General features: G+C 44.2%; 17 protein-coding genes and 1 tRNA gene. 8 read left to right on the top strand and 10 right to left on the bottom strand.

Features of this window, described 5'->3' with window-relative positions; genetic code table 11:
• Positions 1–93: 93 nt before the first annotated feature.
• From rpoD to RH88_RS16440, 3 genes are all read left to right on the top strand, one after another.
• Positions 94–1,950 carry an RNA polymerase sigma factor RpoD gene (gene rpoD / locus RH88_RS16450; protein WP_005598084.1) on the top strand — a complete coding sequence of 619 codons (1,857 nt, stop codon included), beginning with the start codon at positions 94–96 and terminating at the stop codon, positions 1,948–1,950.
• 143 nt (positions 1,951–2,093) lie between these two features.
• A tRNA-Ile gene (locus tag RH88_RS16445) sits at positions 2,094–2,169 on the top strand.
• 175 nt (positions 2,170–2,344) lie between these two features.
• Positions 2,345–3,484, top strand: coding sequence for a GGDEF domain-containing protein (locus RH88_RS16440; RefSeq protein ID WP_005598081.1), 1,140 nt, complete (start codon positions 2,345–2,347; stop codon positions 3,482–3,484).
• 84 nt (positions 3,485–3,568) lie between these two features.
• Here the strand turns inward: RH88_RS16440 and RH88_RS16435 are convergent, their stop codons facing one another.
• Complete coding sequence (locus tag RH88_RS16435) at positions 3,569–4,948, bottom strand: NCS2 family permease (RefSeq protein WP_005598080.1); 1,380 nt, start codon at positions 4,946–4,948, stop codon at positions 3,569–3,571.
• Positions 4,949–5,357: 409 nt separating this feature from the next.
• On the opposite strand from RH88_RS16435, the gene RH88_RS16430 reads away from it, so the two are divergent.
• Complete coding sequence (locus tag RH88_RS16430) at positions 5,358–5,798, top strand: hypothetical protein (protein ID WP_005598078.1); 441 nt, start codon at positions 5,358–5,360, stop codon at positions 5,796–5,798.
• A 107-nt stretch (positions 5,799–5,905) separates the two neighbouring features.
• Positions 5,906–6,742, top strand: coding sequence for a hypothetical protein (locus tag RH88_RS16425; RefSeq protein ID WP_005598076.1), 837 nt, complete (start codon positions 5,906–5,908; stop codon positions 6,740–6,742).
• 43 nt (positions 6,743–6,785) lie between these two features.
• On the opposite strand, the gene RH88_RS16420 is transcribed toward RH88_RS16425, so the two are convergent.
• From RH88_RS16420 to celB, 4 genes are read right to left on the bottom strand one after another with little or no spacing between them, the layout of a single operon-like run.
• The gene (locus RH88_RS16420; RefSeq protein WP_005598074.1) at positions 6,786–7,103 is read right to left on the bottom strand and encodes a PTS lactose/cellobiose transporter subunit IIA; all 318 of its coding nucleotides are present in this window, start codon (positions 7,101–7,103) and stop codon (positions 6,786–6,788) included.
• Between the two features lie 12 nt (positions 7,104–7,115).
• The gene (locus tag RH88_RS16415; protein ID WP_005598072.1) at positions 7,116–7,421 is read right to left on the bottom strand and encodes a PTS sugar transporter subunit IIB; all 306 of its coding nucleotides are present in this window, start codon (positions 7,419–7,421) and stop codon (positions 7,116–7,118) included.
• A gap of 13 nt (positions 7,422–7,434) precedes the next feature.
• Positions 7,435–8,400: a glycosylasparaginase gene (locus tag RH88_RS16410; RefSeq protein ID WP_005598070.1), complete on the bottom strand. Its 966-nt coding sequence runs from the start codon at positions 8,398–8,400 to the stop codon at positions 7,435–7,437.
• 3 nt (positions 8,401–8,403) lie between these two features.
• Entirely contained in the window at positions 8,404–9,720 is a 1,317-nt protein-coding gene (gene celB, locus RH88_RS16405) for a PTS cellobiose transporter subunit IIC (RefSeq protein ID WP_005598068.1), read from the bottom strand.
• A gap of 284 nt (positions 9,721–10,004) precedes the next feature.
• Between celB and RH88_RS16400 the strand changes: the two genes are divergently transcribed.
• Both RH88_RS16400 and RH88_RS16395 read left to right on the top strand, forming a co-directional pair.
• Positions 10,005–11,759, top strand: a complete 1,755-nt coding sequence (locus RH88_RS16400; protein WP_005598066.1) for a lysophospholipid acyltransferase family protein — start codon at positions 10,005–10,007, stop codon at positions 11,757–11,759.
• A gap of 265 nt (positions 11,760–12,024) precedes the next feature.
• Positions 12,025–13,098 (top strand): TRAP transporter substrate-binding protein, encoded by a 1,074-nt coding sequence (locus tag RH88_RS16395; RefSeq protein WP_005598063.1) that lies wholly within the window; start codon positions 12,025–12,027, stop codon positions 13,096–13,098.
• An 88-nt stretch (positions 13,099–13,186) separates the two neighbouring features.
• Here RH88_RS16395 and RH88_RS16390 read toward each other — a convergent pair whose 3' ends face one another.
• From RH88_RS16390 to RH88_RS16370, 5 genes are all read right to left on the bottom strand, one after another.
• On the bottom strand, positions 13,187–13,519 hold the full coding sequence (locus tag RH88_RS16390) for a DMT family transporter (protein ID WP_005598061.1): 333 nt from the start codon (positions 13,517–13,519) through the stop codon (positions 13,187–13,189).
• A gap of 201 nt (positions 13,520–13,720) precedes the next feature.
• Positions 13,721–14,869 carry an S-(hydroxymethyl)glutathione dehydrogenase/class III alcohol dehydrogenase gene (locus tag RH88_RS16385; RefSeq protein ID WP_005598059.1) on the bottom strand — a complete coding sequence of 383 codons (1,149 nt, stop codon included), beginning with the start codon at positions 14,867–14,869 and terminating at the stop codon, positions 13,721–13,723.
• A 322-nt stretch (positions 14,870–15,191) separates the two neighbouring features.
• Complete coding sequence (locus RH88_RS16380; protein ID WP_005598056.1) at positions 15,192–15,581, bottom strand: hypothetical protein; 390 nt, start codon at positions 15,579–15,581, stop codon at positions 15,192–15,194.
• Between the two features lie 60 nt (positions 15,582–15,641).
• Positions 15,642–16,205 carry an acyl-homoserine-lactone synthase gene (locus RH88_RS16375; RefSeq protein WP_005598054.1) on the bottom strand — a complete coding sequence of 188 codons (564 nt, stop codon included), beginning with the start codon at positions 16,203–16,205 and terminating at the stop codon, positions 15,642–15,644.
• 84 nt (positions 16,206–16,289) lie between these two features.
• Positions 16,290–16,682, bottom strand: a complete 393-nt coding sequence (locus RH88_RS16370; protein ID WP_005598053.1) for a DUF4902 domain-containing protein — start codon at positions 16,680–16,682, stop codon at positions 16,290–16,292.
• A gap of 184 nt (positions 16,683–16,866) precedes the next feature.
• Here RH88_RS16370 and RH88_RS16365 point away from each other — a divergent pair, with 184 nt between their 5' ends.
• Positions 16,867–17,589, top strand: a complete 723-nt coding sequence (locus RH88_RS16365; RefSeq protein WP_005598051.1) for an autoinducer binding domain-containing protein — start codon at positions 16,867–16,869, stop codon at positions 17,587–17,589.
• The last annotated feature ends 11 nt before the right edge of the window (positions 17,590–17,600 follow it).

Here is a 17,600-nt window from a genome sequence, read left to right as displayed (position 1 = left end):
TTTAATTAGGCAGCAAACAATTAATTTGTTAACATGTATGGTTTGCATATCGCATACTAATTCCTTCACCAGATACTAAGTTGGATACCGTCTATGGATCAAAATCCGCAGTCACAGCTAAAACAACTTGTCATTAAAGGCAAGGAACAAGGCTATCTGACCTACGCAGAAGTTAACGACCACCTGCCTGCAGAAATCGTGGATTCTGAGCAGGTTGAAGACATCATTCAGATGATTAATGACATGGGTATTCGAGTAGTAGAAACTGCTCCGGATGCTGATGATCTTGCGCTGAACGATGATGACGCCATCACCGATGAAGATGCAGCAGAAGCTGCAGCAGCGGCACTTTCAAGCGTTGAAAGTGAAATTGGCCGCACAACCGACCCAGTACGCATGTACATGCGTGAAATGGGTACTGTTGAGCTGCTAACGCGCGAAGGTGAAATCGATATCGCGAAGCGTATCGAAGATGGTATCAACCAAGTTCAAAACGCCGTTGCAGAATACCCAGGTACAATTCCTTACATTCTTGAACAGTTCGACCGTATTCAAGCTGAAGAGCTACGTCTGACTGACCTGATCACGGGCTTTGTTGATCCTGATGCAGATGAAACTGCAGCACCAACCGCGACACACATCGGTTCTGAACTCACAGAAACAGATCTTAAAGACGAAGATGATGATTCTGACGACGACAGTGACGACAGCGATGAAGAAGAAGCTGAAGAAGATACTGGTATTGATCCTGAGCTTGCGCTTGAGAAATTTACCGCTCTACGCAACACCTTCCAAAACCATCAGCTAGCGGTTAACGAACACGGTCATGACAGCGCACAAGCACAAGATGCTCATGCACTAGTGATTGATGTGTTTAAAGAATTCCGTCTAACACCGAAGCAATTCGACTACCTAGTTGAAGAGCTACGTACTTCAATGGAACGCGTTCGTACTCAAGAACGTTTGATCATGAAGGCAACGGTTGAATACGGCAAAATGCCGAAGAAATCATTCATCACGCTATTTACTGGCAATGAGTCAAGCGATGCTTGGCTAGATGAAGTTTTGGCATCAGATAAGCCATACGCAGATAAAATTCGCCAAAGCGAAGATGACATCCGTCGTTCTATCCTAAAGCTTAAAATCATTGAAGAAGAGACTTCTTTAACGGTTCAAAGCATCAAAGATATCAGCCGTCGTATGTCTATCGGTGAAGCGAAAGCTCGTCGTGCGAAGAAAGAGATGGTTGAGGCGAACTTACGTCTAGTTATCTCGATTGCTAAGAAATACACCAACCGTGGTCTACAGTTCTTGGATCTGATCCAAGAAGGTAACATTGGTTTGATGAAAGCGGTTGATAAATTTGAATACCGTCGTGGTTACAAATTCTCGACTTACGCGACTTGGTGGATTCGTCAGGCAATCACTCGTTCGATTGCAGACCAAGCCCGTACGATCCGTATTCCGGTTCACATGATCGAAACGATCAACAAACTGAACCGCATCTCTCGTCAAATGCTACAAGAGATGGGTCGTGAGCCGCTACCGGAAGAACTTGCTGAACGCATGCAAATGCCAGAAGACAAGATCCGTAAAGTACTGAAGATCGCTAAAGAGCCAATCTCAATGGAAACACCTATCGGTGATGACGAAGATTCGCACCTAGGTGACTTCATCGAGGATACTACGCTAGAACTTCCTCTTGATTCAGCGACGGCAACTAGCCTGCGCGCTGCAACCAAAGATGTTCTTGCGGGTCTAACACCTCGTGAAGCAAAAGTACTACGCATGCGTTTTGGTATCGATATGAACACTGACCACACTCTAGAAGAAGTGGGTAAGCAGTTCGACGTGACGCGTGAACGTATCCGTCAGATCGAAGCAAAAGCACTACGTAAACTTCGTCATCCAAGCCGCTCAGAAACCTTGCGCAGCTTCCTAGACGAGTAATTCGTAAGCAATTAAAGAAAAAGGTGAGCTCTGGCTCACCTTTTTTGTATCTAGCGCGTTTAACTGAATAAAAACTAAACGGAATTACCCCCCTACTCGGCTAGACACTCCAAGGCGCTTCCCCTATAATCAGTCACCTTAAAGGCCCCTTAGCTCAGTGGTTAGAGCAGTCGACTCATAATCGATTGGTCCCCAGTTCAAGTCTGGGAGGGGCCACCAAATTTAGAAAGGCTCGTAGAGAAATCTACGAGCCTTTTGCTTTTCTAGCATCTCAATATACCCTTCTCATTCAAGCCATGGGCTCAACCTCAAATTAACCCTTTAAGACTCTGTTTATTTAGAACGCTGACTAGTAAAATTCATACTGGTTAGAAAAATATAAGCTGTAGTTATTATGCCAAATAGCGAGATCGTGGTTTTTCCTTGGAACCCTAATTTTGAAACTGGAATAGATCACATTGATGCCCAGCATAAGACGTTGTTTCAACTCGTCAATAAACTCGCCAATTCTTTAGTGCATGAAAATCGGATTGAAGTTGCTGAAGTGTTTGATGAACTCGCCAACTATGCGACGTACCATTTTACCGAGGAAGAACAAGTATGGTCTGAATACTTCCAGCAAGATAACTGGATGTTATCTCATACCGATACGCATGAGTCCTTCCTACCTGACATTGAAAAAATCAAACACGCTGCCATTACAAACTGTTGGCAAGATACGATTGAAAATGTACTGCAGTTTCTTATTCGTTGGCTCGCTCTGCATATTCTTGATAACGATAAAAAGATGAGCTTAGTCGTGCATGGACTGAAAGACGGCATGGCGTTAGATGAAGCGAAGAAGCAGGCGCGAAAGCAAATGCGAGGTTCCGTTGGTGTACTGATTGATACCGTATTAACCATGTACGACGAACTGTCATCCCATGCGATTGAATTGATCCGTGAAAAACATCGCCGCATTATTGCTGAAAAAGAGCTTACCGCTCTGAATCAGAAACTACAGCAACTCGCGATCATAGATGAACTTTCAGGCCTATTTAACCGACGTCATTTTATGAATGTTATTCAGCCTGAAATTCAACGGGCCAAACTTGAGCAACACGCGCTTAGTTTTATTTCTCTCGATTTAGACTTATTTAAATCTCTTAATGATTCACTTGGCCACCTCAAAGGCGACGAAGCGATTCAATCTGTTGGTGATATTTTATCTCAGCTAAGCAAGCAATATGGCGGTCATGCTTTTCGTATGGGTGGGGAAGAGTTTTTGGTGGTTATCACCAATACCCACTACCAACATAGCACAGCTCTTGCTGAAACAGTCCGTCAAAGCATCGCGAACGTGACACTATCAAACGAAGAGAAAAAACGCTCCCATCAGCTCACTTGTTCGATTGGCGTGTTTTGTCATACCCCACAAGGTGATGAAGACTTCTTGTTTTTCTTAAATAAGGTGGATGAAGCGCTCTATCAAGCTAAATCCGCCGGACGTAATAATGTAATTTCAGCCAATAACAGTGCGCCTTGTTGTGCTTGATAGCCTAAGCTCTGAATATAAAAATGGCTGCCTCTAGGCAGCCATTTTTAATGCATCATTGGGTCGCTAACTAGATAGCCCAACCTATATAGCCCAACCACCCGCGTAAAACGCCACTAGCACCGCGGTTAGAGCCACAATACCAAAGCTAAGCTTCTTCCACTCGCCAGAGATAACGCGACCAACGACCAAACATAGGAAGCCAAGCATGATACCGGTGACGATATTGGCAGTAAGCACGATAAACACGGCACACACTAATCCTGACAAAGCATCAATTGAGTCGCCAAAATCAAGCTTACTCACATTACTCAGCATCAATAGGCCAACATACATTAGCGCAGGCGCCGTTGCGTAGCTTGGTACTAGGTAACTGATTGGCGAGATGAACAAGAGGGCTAGGAACAAGGTACCAACAACCACAGCCGTCAAACCGGTTTTACCACCAGCCGCCGTACCTGCTGCAGATTCAATGTACACTGCCGCCGGAGCGCCACCAACAGCACCAGAGACAATGCTACTCACAGAATCCGAGGTCAGCGCTTTACCGCCATCGATGATGTTGCCATCTTTATCCAGTAAATTCGCCTGACCTGCCACTGCGCGAATCGTACCAGTCGCATCAAAGATCGCCGTCATCACCAAAGCCAATACGCTTGGTAGTACTAATGGGCTAAATGCACCCATAACATCCATCGAACCAAATAGAGAGCCTTCGCCGCCAAATGATGGCATAGCAAACAAACCATGGTAGGTCACATTTGGATCGAAAATAAGACCAAAGATCGAGATCACTACGATAACCAGTAAGATACCACCTGGTACACGGCGCTTCTCCAAACCAAAGATAGCGGCAAGGCCGAGTACCGACATCATCACAGGTAAAGAGGTGAAGTCACCAAATTTAACCGGTAGACCTTCTGCAAGATTCTTCTCTACCAGCCCCACACCATTGGCGGCGATAAGCAATAAGAACAGACCGATACCAATCCCAGTACCGTGTGCGATACCGACGGGTAAGTGTGTCAAAATCCACTGGCGTAAACCTGTTACGGTAATCGCGGTAAACACCACCCCCATTAGGAAGACAGCACCCAGCGCAACCGGAATAGAGACACCTTGTCCCAATACCAAGCTAAAGGCCATGAATGCGGTTAATGAGATCGCACAACCAATCGCCATCGGCAGGTTCGCCCACAACCCCATCAATAATGAACCAAATGCCGCCACTAAACAGGTCGCAACAAACACCGCACCTTGATCAAATCCAGCCGCACCCAACATACTTGGCACCACAATGACTGAGTAAACCATAGCAAGAAATGTCGTTAAACCTGCCAGCATTTCTTGGCGCACGTTACTACCGCGTTGCGAGATCGAGAAGTAGCTATCCAGTTTGCTCGCCATTGGCGACGAAGCGGATGAGCTATTTTGCGTATTTTGAGTGGGAGTCTTATTAGACATGAGTTTTCCTATTCAATTTTATGACTTAATACCATAAGAAGCATTGTAGCGTGATGGATTCACGGCCTACCCATGCCTGGTTGGAATAGATCATTGATGGAGTTTTACAAAGCAATAACTAGGCTTAAACACCGCACCCTAAGGGTTGCGCTATCGTTTAAAGGCGGAGAAATTACAGGGTTATTTTGCAGATGACAAGTAATTTAAACCTTTGCGGCAAACGTTTCCGTAAAGAAAAACAATACGCGGTGTTGGGTGAGGTTTACAGCGCTTAATCTGCTCCTATCTTCTGCCCATCTCTCCGCCATCTAAATACCGAAGGGCGCGATGAGTACGAGATGAAGAGAGTGCAAATTCGCTTTTACGCGCTACAATACAGCACAGATTGACCATATAGAAATAGATGACCATGCAGCTTGATTATACTTACCAATGCTTAGCGAATATGCCTCGTGAAGAGCTAGAACAACTTAGCCTACGAATGGTTCACCGCTTAGTACCTGAAGATTACCTTAGCGAAATTTTTACTTTTGATGGTGAAGAAACCGAATCAGAAGATAAACTGCATGAAGCTCAGCTCGATGCGATGTTACGTCTTAATGCCATCGCTCTGAGCCAATTACCCGCTCTATTTCAAGAATCAGAAAATGCCCAGCAAAATACGCTGCGCATGCAACGCCTGCTATTGTGGCACTTTTACGCGATCTCATTTCATCTTGAGCGTGCAATTCCTTTAGAGGTGCATTGCAACCACGTGGAAGTAATCCTAAAACAGAGCCCAGAAAACACCTTAGAATGGGTGACAACCTTAACGGATTTATTGCGTCAATACGCCAAGATTGCGCAGTAATGTAAATAGCGACGGACATCAAGTCACATACTGTGACTGGATGTCCTGCAGCTCAAGTCGTGATATATTGAATCACGATAAAATATAGGTTTTGATTGTCTATTTATATGGAAATTAAACTTCATTCAAACGCTGCGACCACACCCAAGATTCGCAAATATATTAAAAATTCAGAAAAATCTGATGCCGACCTAGCGCATGAATTAAGTATCTCGATAGATACGGTAAAAAAGTGGCGTCATCGTGAAAATGTCTATGATAAATCCCACCGGCCTAAAGTGATTCACCGTCGTCTAACTCCAGAACAAGAATGGCTTGTTATCTATTTGCGCCATCGCCTTTCGTTATCGCTTGATGAACTGCTCGAAGTTGCCCAATTACTTATCAATAAGGCCTTATCACGAGCAGTGCTTAATCGTTGCTTGAAGAAATACCAAGTTCCTCGAATGACTAAACCAACTCTTAATCAAGTTGGAACGGTCGATGTAGACATGTTAAAGCTTCCGGTAGAACTAGCCCAGAAATCTCCTTATTTATTAGTGTTAACGGAGCAGTACTCTGGTTTTGTCAGCTTTGCTTTAATTCCATCCTTAGATGATCATAAAGCTATTGATGGTTTAAGCGAGTTTGCTAAGCATGCACTGCCATACACTATCAAAAATATGATTTTGCCTAATCAACCTTTTGCAATCCAATGGGCAGAGAATATGGGTATAGCATGGCAACTTCATGATGAATATTCTCTTTTTACTTTAGAGACAGAGGAAGCGGTAAATTTTCAACAAAACTATGAATACTTCCTCGATGGAGAGCACTTTGATAAACGTCTAGGCTTACCGTCAATTTTGCTGAACTATGAAGATCTCCTGAATAAACGCGTAATGCGAAGTCGCTTAAAAAGCCTGACGCCGAGCGGATATTGGAAAAACAAAACAGGGAGCTAAAGCTCCCTGTTTTGTGACTAAATTATGCACGGAATAAGCACTTCTATGCTTGATTTACCTTTCTTAAATCAATGATTTCCTCAGCCATATCCATTAGCAATACCGCATTCATCAAGTGATCTTGGGCATGCACCATAACAATATGGACTGGTAGCTTCCCTTCGCCCTCATCAAACTCAATCAATTGAGTTTGAATGTGATGCGCCTCTTTTAAAGCCTGCTTTGCTCCTGTAAGTAATTCTTCTGCGCTAGAAAAATGACCCGCTCGGGCTTCACGCATCGCGTTCATCAACATACTTCGGCACTGTCCTGCCTGTACGATAAGCGACATCACCCATTCTTCGTATTGATCTTTATTCATATTTTCCAGCCTCTAAGCCGTCATATTCAGAGCTTGAGCGAGAATCTTCTTACCATCTGTCATCCCGTAGTCCATCATATTGATCAATGCGATAGGGCGGTTATGAGCACCAGCGACCACTTGAAAGTCGGCCAACTTATAGCTGATTTGAGGAGCAAGTAAGTAGCAATCAAATTCCGCTGCGCAATCTTCAAAATCCTGTGAGCCTTTCGCTTCAATTAATGCTTCAATGCCTTCTGCTTGTGCTGCTTCTTGCATTCGTTTAACCACTAAACTAGTCGACATTCCCATGTCGCAAATAAGCAAAATCTTTTTCATTATAAACTCCTAACTATTCTATTGGTGCAGTAATACGCGCTTGATATGCATCCAGCCACTCTTGGCTAGCTGGGGAATAATGCGTAAAACCTTGTTCATCACGCTCACACACATAAACCATTGCAGGGTGCTTCGCAGTCATCACAGAAAACGTAAAACTATCAATATTGGTTGCTGCACCAAATTCTCCTTCTTTATTGATGCAAACCACCGATAAATCCCCCGCCTTTCCATAACGAGCAATCAGTTTTTGTTCTAACTCTCGGACAGCACTATCTGCGGCTTGCTGAGGCGTCATTCCCTCCCCCATCCGACGTACTATTTCGTAGCTAATGCAGCCTTTCATCAAGTCTTCGCCAAGACCTGTTGCGGTTGCGGCACCAATGTCACTATCAGCGTAATAGCCTGAACCTGAAACAGGCGAATCGCCAACACGACCAGGACGCTTCATAAAGAGGCCACTGGTTGAAGTACCAACACAGATATGGCCTTCAGTATCCAATGCTGCGATACCAACAGTATCATGCCCTGTATAAGGAGAAAGCCCTCGTAAAATGGTTTCGCGACAACGCTTCACATAATGTTGCTGAGCGCGTTCAGTGAGCATATTTTTCTTTTCAAAGCCTTGGTCAAATGCCCATTGCTCTGCGCCGTCTCCAACCATAAAACTATTAAAGCGCTCACGACTTAATTTTTCTGCAACCAAAATCGGGTTTGCGATGTCTTTTACGCTCGCTATCGCCCCTAAAGCCATGGTCGTGCCATGCATAAAAGCAGCATCCAATTCAACAATACCTTTCTCATTTGGCAAACCACCATACCCAACACTTTTGTAGTATGGATAATCTTCAACACGAGTTACCGAAGTTAATACGGCATCACTGGCGGTTTGGCATTTTTGTAACATGTCCGCGCCTTCACAGATGCCATCAAATGCCATTCGCCATGTAGCGATAATTCCCCAGTTTTTTATTTCCATCGATTAAGCCTTTGCTGTTTCTAATGTTGTTTTTAGTTCTGTTTCTTGGGGCACTTCTGTACTGCGATACTGTTTATCGATAATACGAAGGAACGGTAGGTAGATCATGGCGCCAATAGTTAGGTTGACTATCTGCATAACAGCGCCTGAAATACTCGCTGTTACGATAAACCCAGACAACACAGGTGGTAATGTCCAAGGGATAAAGGCGCCCGTTGTGGTTGATACCAAACCTATCGACATTGCGACGTATTGCAGCGTCACCAACACCAAAGGCACTAAGTTGAATGGAATCAACATGATTGGGTTCATGATAATAGGTAGACCAAATAGCACTGGCTCATTAATGTTAAATATCGACGAACCTGCAGCTAATTTACCTACTTTCTTAATATGTTGAGAGCGAGCAAACATCAGAATAGCAATGATCAATGAGAGCGTTGCACCCGCGCCCCCCATCCAAATAATGTCAAAAAATTGCTCTGTTACAACGTGTGGAGGCGTGACACCATTCGCCATTGCACTTAAGTTATCTTGTTGGTTTTCAGCCCATACAGGACGCATAATGCCGTTCACCATTGAGCCACTGTTAATACCGACAGACCAAAGTAAAGTAATGGTCAACGATGTCATTAAAGCACCAAAGTAAGAAGTCCCAAATGATCGAACTGGTGTTGCTAATACATCATAAATAAATTGGTGAATGGTATTGAAATCAGTCACGGCAAAAGCAAGGCGAATTGCAAGTGCTAAACACAAAACAACCGTCGCTGGAACTAAAGCTGCAAAAGACTTCTCAACTGCTGGTGGCACGCCATCTGGCATTTTGATTGTGATGCGCTTTTCAATGAACCAACGAAAAATCTCTGTCCACAATAGAGCACCGATCATAGCCACAAATAGGCCTTTCGACCCCAACCACTCAGTAGGAATAACGGTACCAACCCCTTCAACATGAGCAAATGGAGTTAAAACCATAAATGCAGAAAGAGAAAGAACACCGGCGGAAATTCGGTCAACCTTGTAACGCTCTGCAAGACGGTATGCGACCATAAAAGAGATGAACAGAGACATTCCAGAGAAGATAACCGAAAATGGTATTTCTATATTTGCCCCCCAATTGGGACCAAATATAGACGCCATAAACTCTTTGTAGCTCGCGCTTGGGAAAGAACTAATAACAAGTAGAATGGAGCCGACAATAATAAACGGCATAAATGATATATATGCGTCGCGAATTGCTCCTAAGTGACGCTGTTGAGCCACTTTACCTGCAATTGGCATCATGCGACTTTCAATAAACCGCATTACCTTTTCCATACAAACCTCCATTAAGCAATCATGTGATACTTCATTATGTTTGTGATGATATTATGCTGATTAATTTAAAATAAACTTGGCTTAAATCACACTGACATTAATTTTGTATCACATGATTACCTTTATAAATATGTTTGTGATCAGCTCCACGAATTCATAGCTATACGTATATAATTACCACTAAAACAGCCCGTGACCTTTCATCATACTCTCACTAAATTGCAGCATCACTGACATATAAGCGCCATACACTCGTTATGAGTTAATGAGAGTTCGAGGAAAATATGGAAGTTACTAGCCCTTTTCGCTTGCCACGTAAAACACCATTTGGATTGGCTGAACAGGTTACTGAATGGGCGACCGGCCTAAGCAAATTAGATAAATTTTATGCTCAACGTCCGGCGCAATGTAATACAGAAACCTTCTTGCGCTTCACCCTGCAAGTCCTTGGTATCGACTATCAGATCATTAAGGGATCGCTTAACCAGGTGCCTGAGCAAGGAGCAACGGTCATTGTTGCCAATCATCCGTTAGGTTGTGTGGAAGGGGTAATTCTGGCGGAGCTACTGTTAATGATCCGCCCTGATGTAAAAATACTCGCTAATCACTATCTAAAAACCGTTCCCGAACTCGATTCATTATTTATCGGTGTCGATGTATTTGAGGGGAAAGAGCGCCATAAAGCCAATTTAAAAGCGCTACGTGAGGCGCATCGTCATCTAGAACAAAGCGGATTACTATTGCTCTTTCCTGCCGGTGAAGTGTCCCAGTTAGTCGATGGCAAAACCAATCAAATAGAAGATAAAGCTTGGAGCCGATCGGTCAGCTCATTAATCAAAAAAAGTGCCGCGACCACCCTACCTATTTTCATTAACGGTCAAAATTCAAAACGCTTTTATCTTGCCGGTAAAGTGCATTCGTTGCTACGCACACTCATGCTGGGGCGAGAGTTGCTAAACAAATCCCACCAGCCCATCGAAATTGCGATTGGCAGTGCCATTAACTACAAAGAAATCCGCGCTCTCGATGACGAAAGCTTAGTCAATTACCTGCGACTCAATACTTATCTGTTAAAACCACAGTCTGAACATAGAGATCTATTTTGTGACGCTCAGCCACAAACGCCTGTTTCACCCGCATTAGATTTAGTTCGCTACGAAGAAGACTTAAACGCCATACCAAAACACGATCACTTGCTCAGCAGTGGGGAATTTGATGTCTACTGCACCCGAGCGAAATATATACCAAATCTGCTGTATGAGATTGGTCGACTCCGTGAACAAAATTTCCGAGATGTGGGAGAAGGCACCGGTAAAGCGCTCGATATTGACCGTTTTGATCCTCACTATCGCCATCTCTTTATTTGGGATCGACAACAACGTCGCTTGGTTGGCGCTTATCGATTAGGCCTAGTCGACCGACTGATGGAGCATTCCGGCATCAATTCGCTCTACTCAAGAACCCTATTTGATTATGATCAGCGATTTATCGACCGAATGGGGAAATCCATCGAACTGGGGCGCTCGGTCATTGCTGCAGAATATCAACGTAGCATGAGTGCGCTACTGCTGTTATGGAAAGGCATTGCAACATTCATTCAACGTAACCCCAATTACACTCATCTATTTGGCCCCGTTAGCATTAGCAATCATTACAGTCAAAGCGCTCGTCAATTGCTCGCTGAATCGATGGAGATGCATCATTTCGACAATCACAGCGCAGAGTTAGTCACCGCCTCGCATCCATTAAGTCACAGTAAAACTTATTGGAATACTAGCATGCTCAGTGCCTTAGGTGATTTACAGCTGCTATCAAAAGTGATTGCTCGTATGGATGAAGGAAAAAGCGTGCCGGTTTTGTTACGTCAGTATCTGGCTTTAAACGGCAAACTGGTCAGTTTTAACGTCGACCCCGAATTTAATCATGCGCTCGATGGGCTGATTGTGGTCGATCTACGCCAAGTGCCAATTAGAACATTAGGCCGCTATATGGGCTTGCCTCTCGCTGAGCAATACATCGCGTATCATCGACAAAAATAAGGCTGTAACTTGGCAAGGCGTTTGCGCCTTGCTGTGAGATGGCCGAGATTTTTAATAACACTACTATTCACCAAATTATTAAAACATCGCATTACGAGCAAAAGATCATGCCAGTAAACACTGGCTATCCCGACCATAGATGAATCAATGAGCAGCACTATCGACTCATTACTTGTTTCTCTGCCTTCCTCCCCAACCTTGACGTGTAAAGACAGAACAAGAACCCTATTCGATGCTCAACCCGTCATGACAGGAAGTTATAACAATGAAAAAATGGTTCACACCCGCACTGACACTGCTCACCGCTCTCTCGGTCGGCTTAGTCTCGAATAGTGCCCTTGCTCAAGAGAAAGTTTACCGACTCAAGCTCGCCGAAACATGGGGACCGAATACCCCGATTCTCGGTGACGCATCAAAAAACATGGCTAAGCTCGCCGAAGAGATGTCTAACGGCCGCCTACAAATTCGCATTGATTCTGCCAACAAACATAAAGCACCCCTCGGTGTATTTGATATGGTCAAATCGGGCCAATACGATATGGGACATTCCGCCTCCTACTACTGGAAAGGCAAAGTACCGAATACCTTGTACTTTTCGGCAATGCCTTTTGGCATGATGTCGACAGAGCAATACGCTTGGTTCTATCACGGTGGTGGTATGGAATTAATGCAAGAGGTGTACGCTCCGCACAACCTCTTGTCTTTCCCTGGAGGCAACTCTGATATTCAAATGGGCGGCTGGTTTCAAAAAGAGATTAAGACCATCGATGATCTAAAAGGTCTTAAGATGCGCATTCCGGGTTTCGCAGGTGAAGTAATGGCTCGAGTGGGCGCGAAACCAACCAATATTGCGCCGGGAGAACTTTATACATCACTTGAACGTGGAACGATCGATGCCCTAGAGTGGGCGGGGCCAGCATTTGATTTACGTATGGGCTTTCATAAAATCGCGCCTTACTACTACACCGCATGGCAAGAACCGGGCTCAGAAACACAATTTCTCGTCAATAAACGCGCTTGGGACAAGCTACCTAAAGATCTGCAAGTAATCCTTGAAACCGCGTTTCGCGTCGCAGCTTTTGACATGTACACCCAAGCCATCGATGCCAACGCGAATAGTTGGGCCTCGATGAGCGAAGAGTATCCAGAGATCCAAGTGCTCGAGTTCCCGCCAGAAGTATTAGGCCGCCTAAATCAAGAAAAGCAGACGCTACTCGAGGAGTTAGCAGCCAAAGATCCACTCGCAAAACGTATTATCGAATCACAACGACAATACTTAAGCAAAGTACGTTCATGGACCGATATTTCGACCAAAGCTTACCTCAATAGCAAGCAATAAAAGAAAGCGCCACATTGTTTGAATGTGGCGCTTTCATCATTTCCCATTTAGGGCTTCCCTTATCGCAAACCAGCAATAACCATTGCATTTAATGCACATGACCTTGTGAGAAGTTAATCATCATCACACCAACCACAACCAAAGCGATACCACCCCACACCATAGGATCAAGATGCTGACGGTAGACAAAAGTGGAAATCAGACTGACAGCCACGATTGCCAAACCCGCCCATAACGAATGCACTACCCCAACAGGCATGCCTTTCATCGCTTGGCTTAAAAATAGAAATGCCGTCAAATGCCCCACTATCACAACGGCTGCTGGAAGTGGTTTCGATAAACTAAAACCATCCGTCGCTTTAAGTGCAACGTGCGACAGTGCTTCAGACAGTACGGCAAAAACAATAAACAGCCAGCTCATCAAGAAATTCCTATGGTTCTAAATTGGGGATGGCAGAGAGAACTGACTCACTCACGTAAGAACATTCTACTCACCTATGAAAATAAAATGGAAATGCGAACAGAAAGAAAAAGGCCGAGAGAAACAGTAAAATCTCGGCCTTTGTCATAGCAGCAGTGAACGTTTTATTAAGACTCAACCGCTATTACTATTTGATATAAATTACTTATCCATATGTAGGACAGTACGGATCGACTCGCCTTTGTGCATCAATTCAAAAGCTTCGTTGACGTCTTGTAGACCCATGGTGTGCGTAATGAATTCTTGTAGACCAAATTCACCAGCCATGTAACGGTTTACGATTTCTGGAAGCTCAGAGCGGCCTTTTACACCACCAAACGCAGAACCACGCCATACACGACCCGTCACTAATTGGAATGGACGAGTTGAGATCTCTTGACCTGCACCAGCAACACCGATGATGACAGATTCGCCCCAACCTTTGTGGCAGCACTCAAGTGCTTGACGCATCACGTTAACGTTACCGATACACTCAAATGAGTAATCCACACCACCATCAGTCATTTCAACAATCACATCTTGAATTGGTTTGTCGAACTTCATTGGGTTGATGCAGTCAGTCGCGCCAAGCTGTTTTGCTAGTTCGAATTTGCTTTCGTTGATATCAACACCAATGATGGTTTTCGCACCAGACATACGCGCACCAATGATTGCAGAAAGACCGATACCACCAAGACCAAATACCGCAACGGTGTCACCTTGTTGTACTTTCGCCGTGTTAAGCACAGCACCCATACCGGTAGTCACACCACAGCCAAGTAAACAAACTTCTTCTAATGGTGCATCTTTCGCAACTTTAGCGAGTGAAATTTCTGGTAACACTGTGTACTCAGAGAAAGTAGAACAACCCATGTAGTGGAAGATGGTTTCACCATTCACTGAAAAACGGCTTGTTCCATCAGGCATTAGGCCTTTACCTTGAGTCTCGCGAACCGCTTGGCAAAGGTTGGTTTTACCTGACTTACAGTATTTACACTCACCACACTCGGCGGTGTACAGCGGAATCACATGATCGCCCACTTCAACGCTCGTCACGCCTTCGCCGATCATTTCAACAATACCACCACCTTCGTGGCCTAAAATAGATGGGAAAATGCCTTCTGGATCATCGCCTGATAGCGTGAACGCGTCAGTGTGACAAACACCCGTTGCAACGATGCGCACTAGTACTTCACCTGCTTTAGGGAGCTGTACATCAACCTCTTCCATTTTAAGTGGTTCGCCTGCAGCCCATGCAACCATAGCTTTTGATTTGATGTGAGTTTGACCCGGTTTGATTTCAAGCGTCATTAGATTTTCCTTTGTTAGGCCAACAATAAGTAAGGCCGTCATAAGATTTGAATCAATTCGAAGTAAGCTTAGTTGAGAGTGATTTATCTCGCCGCTTCGTTGTTGGGGTCAGTATAGATGTTTACGTATTTATGATAATCCCTGTAAAGTGCAATTCATTATTACCAATATGTAATAAATAGCGGTAATCACAGCGACTATAGCGTTTAATGGCGATACCTAAAGATCTGTATGAATAGATCTTCCATGAGCTTCTCAAAGTCTTAGCACTCGATAAACGAAAAGAAACCAGCATCATGCTGGTTCTATAATGCTTTTGACGTTAAGGCATGACGGTATAATTGAAGGGAAAGGACTCATGGACATCCATCGCTTGCTCTACGTTGATTAACGTAAAACCCTGCTGCGGGACTTCCATTAATATTTTGAAGCCATAACGGCGCTGAACAAAAGGGTGATTAAGGAGGGGAAACTCTCGACTGTTCTTAAATCGCAACTCAGCCACTTTAATGATCTCTTTCGCGCTAGCGACATTAATACCATCACCTTGCGTTGAAGATAAACGATCATGTGATGATTGCCATTGACCAACCGACGAGCAGCCACAATTGTCGATAACGTAATACCACTCACCCTCTATCAACCTAGCCAAGTCAACAGTGTTAGTATTATGTTCACTGGTGAGTGTGGTTATCTCTTTTATCGCACTCAAAAAGTTTCCCCTTTATCTGCATCATTCTCAGCACAAGCAAACGAGTCGCTGACTAAGAGATCAAACATCAATCCAGCAGGCGATCAACAACTGGCCACCGACACGAATCGGTGGACCAAGTCGGCGTGAGGAGAAATTTTCGCGGCGCAACAATCTTTCCACCGCGATCGGTGAAACACTCACTAACGCTCTGGCACCATGCGATTTCGCCACTTCTAAGGTTTTGCGCAGCAGAATAACCGTAGATTCAGCCGAGAACTGAGTGCTGGTTTGCTGCCATTTGTTCTCACAGTCAAAACTGGTAAAGCGTGACAGCTCCCAAACATCATCACACTCAGGTGCTTGCATACCATTCAATAACTCAGGGAAAACATCTTTCAAAAGGTAGGGTTGCGAAGTCGGTAATAGCCGCGCACAACCAACCACTGATTCTTGTTCTCGTGCGATCACATAAAGTGTTTCATCAGTATCAAATTGATCTTTTTCCAGCCGTTCGATATCAGAGCCATAACCCTCAATAACATCCCATTTAAGGTTGTCTATGAAGACCTCATATCGATAGTTATAGAGAGCTAGCTTAGTCGCCTCATTGAGTTCAAGAGCCGTGCCAGTAATGTAATGCATACTACCTCAGAGTCTAATTTCCTATAGGGATAAGGTAGTGGGATATACAATAAAAACTAGCTCTCAAAAGTACTAGCTTGACGACTATTGATAGGCTTGAGCCAAATAACTCAACACCGTCTTTTGCCAATTCAAACTCTCTAGAGATGCTTTAATCTGAGCAAAATTCGCCTCATTCGATAGATCATCGCCATACGACGTTTGCAGAATGAAGTTAGCAAAAGGTTCGCCCTCAAAGCTCAATTGGCCACCACGAAAAGACCAATCAAAGCCAACAGAAATGGCCGGTTTTGTGTCACTCACCCACTCAGCATAACCATTTAATGGCGCGACACTGCCACTTTGCAAACTGGTCGGATCATCATAGAGCCCAGCATCGAGTAACGTTAAACTTGAACGCTCAAAAGCTGAGCATTCAAGGCGAAATATATTGTCCTCCACTCGAGAGAGTGAGTTATCCAAAACTTTTAGAATCAAGATGAAAGTTCCTCTTAATATTCAACCACAATTAGTGCAGGATAGCGTTTAGAATTCGATAAAACATGGAGCCACTTTACTACTGAATAAAAATAAACCCATAGGTTATCTTTGATCTTCATCAGCACCATTCTTAATCAACAGCTCAAAAATGAAGCTATTTATAAGGATAGTAAATCGAAAAATGGTCATAAATTACAATATCGCATTGATTGAAGAATATATTCAGCAACTGACTTCCTGCCAGTCACAAGAAGATCTCACCGTTACTCTTAGCAAATCAGCCCAAGCACTTGGCTTCGATAACTTTGCCTATGGCATTAGGGTCAAGCACCCTATTACCTCCCCAAAAATTGAGATGGTTAGCTCTTACTCCAAACAGTGGAACAGTATTTATCAAGAGCAAGGATTGGCGCTGCAAGATCCTATTGTTCGTATGGGGCTACGGAGCTCACACTATATCAATTGGCAAAGTCTCACCGATGATAAACTCGAATTTTGGCAGCAAGCTCGCGCTCATGGTGTCTATCGCGGTTGGTCAAAACCAACACATTTACCGGAAGGCAGCGCGTCTCTACTCTCGTTTTCGCGGGGGATGGAAGTGATTAGCCATGCTGAAATGATGAGCAAAACACCTTATTTGCTATGGCTGACTAGTGTGGCCGATCAAGGATTCCAAAAATTTATGACGGTGCCAAAACTGCTCACTCAAGTGAGCGAATTAACACCAAGAGAAACGGAAATATTGAAATGGAGCGCCGACGGTAAAACCGTTCAGGAAATTGGCATTATTCTTGGCCTTGCCGAAAGTACCGTGACCTTTCACATTAATAACGCGACCAAAAAGCTCAATACGTCCAATAAAACCGCCACCGTCGTGAAGGCGGTATTATACGGACTGATTTAATATTGCGACTT

Origin of the sequence: Vibrio scophthalmi LMG 19158 (assembly GCF_000222585.1) — a bacterium.
GTDB classification, from domain to species: Bacteria; Pseudomonadota; Gammaproteobacteria; order Enterobacterales; family Vibrionaceae; genus Vibrio; species Vibrio scophthalmi.
The sequence above is the reverse complement of the archived record's forward strand: the minus strand, read 5'-3'. Positions and strand labels throughout refer to the sequence as shown.

Coding starts and splice junctions, on each gene's coding strand:
- RH88_RS16415 (WP_005598072.1), bottom strand. CDS start 7,421: ATGAAAAAGATTTTGCTTATTTGCGACATGGGAATGTCGACTAGTTTA.
- celB (WP_005598068.1), bottom strand. CDS start 9,720: ATGGAAAAGGTAATGCGGTTTATTGAAAGTCGCATGATGCCAATTGCA.
- RH88_RS16425 (WP_005598076.1), top strand. CDS start 5,906: ATGGAAATTAAACTTCATTCAAACGCTGCGACCACACCCAAGATTCGC.
- RH88_RS16400 (WP_005598066.1), top strand. CDS start 10,005: ATGGAAGTTACTAGCCCTTTTCGCTTGCCACGTAAAACACCATTTGGA.
- RH88_RS16375 (WP_005598054.1), bottom strand. CDS start 16,205: ATGCATTACATTACTGGCACGGCTCTTGAACTCAATGAGGCGACTAAG.
- RH88_RS16365 (WP_005598051.1), top strand. CDS start 16,867: ATGGTCATAAATTACAATATCGCATTGATTGAAGAATATATTCAGCAA.
- RH88_RS16395 (WP_005598063.1), top strand. CDS start 12,025: ATGAAAAAATGGTTCACACCCGCACTGACACTGCTCACCGCTCTCTCG.
- RH88_RS16435 (WP_005598080.1), bottom strand. CDS start 4,948: ATGTCTAATAAGACTCCCACTCAAAATACGCAAAATAGCTCATCCGCT.
- RH88_RS16430 (WP_005598078.1), top strand. CDS start 5,358: ATGCAGCTTGATTATACTTACCAATGCTTAGCGAATATGCCTCGTGAA.
- RH88_RS16410 (WP_005598070.1), bottom strand. CDS start 8,400: ATGGAAATAAAAAACTGGGGAATTATCGCTACATGGCGAATGGCATTT.
- RH88_RS16385 (WP_005598059.1), bottom strand. CDS start 14,869: ATGACGCTTGAAATCAAACCGGGTCAAACTCACATCAAATCAAAAGCT.
- RH88_RS16390 (WP_005598061.1), bottom strand. CDS start 13,519: ATGAGCTGGCTGTTTATTGTTTTTGCCGTACTGTCTGAAGCACTGTCG.
- RH88_RS16420 (WP_005598074.1), bottom strand. CDS start 7,103: ATGAATAAAGATCAATACGAAGAATGGGTGATGTCGCTTATCGTACAG.
- RH88_RS16440 (WP_005598081.1), top strand. CDS start 2,345: ATGCCAAATAGCGAGATCGTGGTTTTTCCTTGGAACCCTAATTTTGAA.
- rpoD (WP_005598084.1), top strand. CDS start 94: ATGGATCAAAATCCGCAGTCACAGCTAAAACAACTTGTCATTAAAGGC.